Source organism: Streptomonospora sediminis (genome assembly GCF_054778995.1).
The window spans coordinates 1-4,264 of record NZ_BAAGYZ010000037.1 but is presented as its reverse complement, the minus strand read 5'-3'; the positions used below and the strand labels follow the sequence as shown (position 1 = coordinate 4,264).

Sequence of the window (4,264 nt, the reverse complement as noted above, 5' to 3'; positions counted from 1 at the left end):
GTTTCTACTGGGGACAAGGGTCTCGACAACCTTCATTGTCCCAGTTCAGAAGCACCTTTCGCGTGTCCAGAGGGGTCTGCGGTCACGCCCGCCGTGAAAGCCCGAGGCTAACTCCGGCGTCGGCACCGCGTGGTCCGGATCGTCCAACCACACCCGCGACCCCTCCGCGGTCACCGTCAGACCGAACCTCTGATGGTCCGGCCGGCCCGCCGAAACCCACCAGGTGTCGGCCGCCTCCAGTTCGGCGAACAGCCGGCGCGGTCCGTGCTCGCGTACCTCGTACTCGCCGCCGCTTTCCGGGGTGACGCGCCACGATGCCCACGACCCTGACCCCGGGTCCATCAGGTAGATGGTGAACTTCGGATTGCCGTCGATGTCGTCGTCGAACACCAGCAGGTCCTTCATCCCCGGCACCCGCAGGCCGATCGCGAAGGATGCGTCGAAGTCACCGACCGGCTCGTAGGGGTGCAGGTCCGTGGCGCTGGTGGTGTACTCGTGCTCCGGGCGGACGACCCGGTCGTGGAGGGTGCCGTGCGGTGTGCGCTGGCCGCGCACCCACATGAAACCCGCGTTTCCGCCGAACGGTCCTGCCGCGCTGCGCCCGTCCGCGGCGACGGCCAACCGGACCAGCGTGCCGTTGTGGAACGACGTCCCCCACGGCGTCACGATCCGCCCGCCCGGGCGGGTCTGTTCCACCCACGCCCACGGGACCCGCTGCACAGCGGCCGTCGACACGATCCGGTCGTACGGGGCGCCGGCCGGGTGCCCTTCCGTGCCGTCGCCGGTGACGACTTCCATCGGCCGACCCGCCGCCGCAGCGGTGGCGCGCGCGGTTTCGGCCAGGCCCGCATCGACCTCGACCGTGGTCACGTTTTCGGCGCCGGCGATCGCCCAGATCAGCGCCGCGTTCCAGCCCGTGCCGGTACCGACCTCCAGAACCCGGTGCCCAGGAGCGAGGTCGGCGGCCTCCAGCATCTCAACGACGATCGAGGGCATCGACGCCGAAGAGGTGACGTACCCGCAGCCGGTACCGGCGCCATCGTCGAGCTGGGTGATCAGCGGCCGGTCCTCGTAGCACGCAGCCATCCACCGGTCGGGGTCGTCGGTGCGGCGCAGCGGGGCCGGGTCGTCTCCGCCGCCGATCCATACCGTCGCGGGGATGAACAGGTGGCGGGGAACGGCCGCGAGCAGGTCCCGCCACGCCGCAGGGAGATCCGCGGCGAGGCGGGCCTGCAGGTCGACCGGTGCGGTCACTTGCCGCCCTCGTCGCGTTCGTGCCTGCCGCCGCCGCTGCCACCATCATCGGGCGAAGGGGGCGGTACAGGCCGGTCGGGTTTGTGGCCGTCGCTATCCGAGGTGTCCGTGCGCTTAGCCAACAGGGCCTCCCGGCTACGGTGGATCGATACCACGACGGTGACCCTGGGTGATCGCTTTGTCAGTAGAGCGGCCGGGGTTGGCCGGGAGCGGACGGGCCGTCCCCCTGGGCGATGGGATTCGCTCTTGGTGCTTGATCCGGCACCGCGCCGGCGCGCAAGGCCCGCGGTAGGGTGCCGGTGCCGTTGGAACCATGGGAGGGATCCGCATGCCGATCGCCACCACCGACGACGGATACCGGCTGTGGTACGACGCCGCAGGGTCCGGTCCGGCGCTGGTGTTTCCTGCACGGTTCCGCGGTGAGTTCGCGGCGCTGGCCGGTGCCCTGGCGGACCGGTACCGCGTCGTCCGCTACAAACCGCGCCGCCTCGTCGGAATGATGGAACGGGAGGAGGAGGCCGCCGCCGGCCCCGAGGACCGGGCGGGCGGACCGTGGGAAGCCGCATCGCACACCGGCTACCCCCTCGACATGGAGATCTCCGACCTGCATACCGTCGCCGACGCGGCCGGTATTGGTGGCTTCGTGTTGGCCGGATACTCCGGCATGGCCGCGATGGCCGGTTTCCTCGTGCCTTTCAGCGACCGCGCGAAGGGCCTGCTGGCCGGCGGATTCCCGCTGCTGACCGGCTGCGCCTACTGGCTCGGCTGTGTCGAGGGCGCCCGCAGCGCCTACCTGCTCACCGGCGAGCAGGAGAAAGCCGACGGCCACCACGTCGACCGGTTGCTCTACCGCGAGTGGGACGAGCGCGACGACCGTGCGGCTCTGGCCGCGCTGCCGGGCCCGAAGATCCTGTGGTACGGAACCCGCGACTGCGAGCCGGAGTGCCGCATGTACGACTACGTCGGCGGCGCCGCCATCGCCCGCAATATCAACGAACGGACCGGTGAGCTGCGCGAACTCGGCTTCGAGGTGATCAGGTTCGACGGCTGCGACCACATCGGCGCCTTGGCCGAGACCGACCGGATCGCGCCGCCGCTGTCGGCCGCGCTGGCCGGAGCCGGGTGGTAGCCCGGGGCGGCGCCGGGAGCGGGCACGCTGCTCTGCCCCATTGCGACGGCGCCGCCGCCCGGCGCCGCGTACACGGCTGAGGCGCTACCGTCTGACAGGTGGCTTCCGAACCCCGATCGCAGACCGTGTCTGCCGCCCGCGGCCGCAATCCCGAGCGCCGCCGCGCCATCCTCGACGCCGCCGACCGCGTCATCCAACGCGACGGGCCCGACGCGTCGATGTCGGCCATCGCCGCCGAAGCCGATATCAGCAAGCCGATCCTTTACCGCCACTTCGGCGATAAAAGCGGGCTCTACCGCGCCCTCGCCCAGCGCCATGTCGACCCGCTGATGGAGCGGGTCAGCGCCGAGCTGCACACCGGCTCCTCGCTGCGCGTGCGCGCCCGTGCGACCGTCGGCGCCTACCTGGGGATGATCGGCGGCAACCTGAACCTGTACCGGTTCCTCATGGACCGCGCCACCTCCGAAGACCCCCGCACCCGCGGCGACCTGGGCATGATGGTGCGCCGGCTCGGCGAGGAGCTCGCCGGGGTGCTCGTGGACGACATGCTCGTCACCGGCTCCGTGCGCGCCCAGATCACGGCCCATGCGGTGGTGGGGATGGTCCAGGCGGCGGGCGAGTGGTGGCTGGAGCACCCCGAGGTCCCCGCCGAAGCCGTGACCGACGACCTGACCGCGGCGGTCGTCGGCGCCATCACCGGCACCGGGTCCGCCGACGGCGGCGGGGATACCGCCGGGCCGGCGGCCCCCTGAGCGGGGGCCGCCGGTGGCTATGCTGGCCCCGTGACGCACGGAAAACCGCCCACCAGCCATGATGTCGCGCGGTTGGCGGGGGTTTCCCAGTCGACCGTTTCGCTGGTCTTCCGCGGAGCCGCCAGCGGGCGCGTCGGCGAGCGCACCCAGCGGGCCGTCCTCGACGCCGCGCGCCGGCTCGGGTTCCGCCCCAACGCCGACGCCCGGCGGCTGCGGCTCGGCGGCCCCCGCATGGTGCTCATCGCCGTGCCCGACATCGTCAACCCGTTCTTCGCGCGGGTGTTCACCGGGGCGCGCGCCGCCGCCCGCGAGGCCGGGTTCCAGGTGGTCCTCTCGGTCCAACGCGACCTGGAGTCGGTCGCCGCCGATGTCGCCGGCCAGCAGGTCGACGCGGTGCTGGCGTGCTCGCTGGACGACGGCGGACACCCGCTGGGCGACGCCGTCCCCGCTGTTGTCCTGGACGCCGAACCGCCCGAGGGCCACGGCGCCGTACGGTTCGACATGGCCCCGGCCCTGACCGACCTGGTCGACCACTTGCACCGGCTGGGCCACCGCTCCATCGCCCACCTGCGCGCCGAGGTGGGCACCGCCACCTTCCGCGAGCGGGCCGAAGCGGTGGACGCCGCCTGTGCCGCCCGCGGAATGAGCCGCGTGCACGCGGACTCGGCGCTGGACCACCGGGCCGCCCGCGCGGCCGCCCGGACTCTGCTGGAAGAAGGCGGGCCGGGCGCCGCCGGCCGCGGGTTCACAGCAGTGGTCTGCGACGACGACGTGCTCGCCGTCGGGGTCTACAAGGCGGCCGGGGCCTGCGGGCTCGCGGTGCCCGGCGACCTCTCGGTGACCGGGATCGACAACGTCGACCTCTCCCTGGCGGTCTCACCGGAGCTGACGACCATCGACCTGCCCGGCGAGGAGCTGGGGGAGCGCGGCATGCGGCAGTTGGCCGCCGCGGTCGAGCGGGCGGCGGGCGGTGCCGATGCCGCCGCCGGCGACGCCGCCGCCGACGACGGCACCGGCACCGTCGCCGGGGAGCCCGCAGCGAGCGTGCGGCTGCCCGCACGGCTGCTCATCCGCGGGTCGACGGCTCCTCCTCCGGCGGCCCTTGCTGAGGGCCCTGCGCCCCGCGGCT

General features: G+C 73.0%; 5 protein-coding genes. 3 read left to right on the top strand and 2 right to left on the bottom strand.

Going from position 1 to position 4,264, the window contains the following annotated elements:
* Positions 1-45: 45 nt before the first annotated feature.
* Both ACYVD5_RS10160 and ACYVD5_RS10155 read right to left on the bottom strand, forming a co-directional pair.
* Positions 46-1,254, bottom strand: coding sequence for a methyltransferase domain-containing protein (locus tag ACYVD5_RS10160; RefSeq protein ID WP_461000711.1), 1,209 nt, complete (start codon positions 1,252-1,254; stop codon positions 46-48).
* Positions 1,251-1,376: a hypothetical protein gene (locus ACYVD5_RS10155; protein ID WP_461000710.1), complete on the bottom strand. Its 126-nt coding sequence runs from the start codon at positions 1,374-1,376 to the stop codon at positions 1,251-1,253. The genes ACYVD5_RS10160 and ACYVD5_RS10155 overlap by 4 nt, the downstream gene beginning before the upstream one ends.
* A gap of 206 nt (positions 1,377-1,582) precedes the next feature.
* Between ACYVD5_RS10155 and ACYVD5_RS10150 the strand changes: the two genes are divergently transcribed.
* The 3 genes from ACYVD5_RS10150 to ACYVD5_RS10140 all read left to right on the top strand — a co-directional run.
* Positions 1,583-2,383 carry an alpha/beta fold hydrolase gene (locus ACYVD5_RS10150; RefSeq protein WP_461000709.1) on the top strand — a complete coding sequence of 267 codons (801 nt, stop codon included), beginning with the start codon at positions 1,583-1,585 and terminating at the stop codon, positions 2,381-2,383.
* Positions 2,384-2,481: 98 nt separating this feature from the next.
* On the top strand, positions 2,482-3,135 hold the full coding sequence (locus tag ACYVD5_RS10145) for a TetR/AcrR family transcriptional regulator (RefSeq protein ID WP_461000708.1): 654 nt from the start codon (positions 2,482-2,484) through the stop codon (positions 3,133-3,135).
* 30 nt (positions 3,136-3,165) lie between these two features.
* Positions 3,166-4,264, top strand: a 1,099-nt coding sequence (locus ACYVD5_RS10140) for a LacI family DNA-binding transcriptional regulator (RefSeq protein WP_461000707.1), incomplete at its 3' end; no start/stop codon positions are given.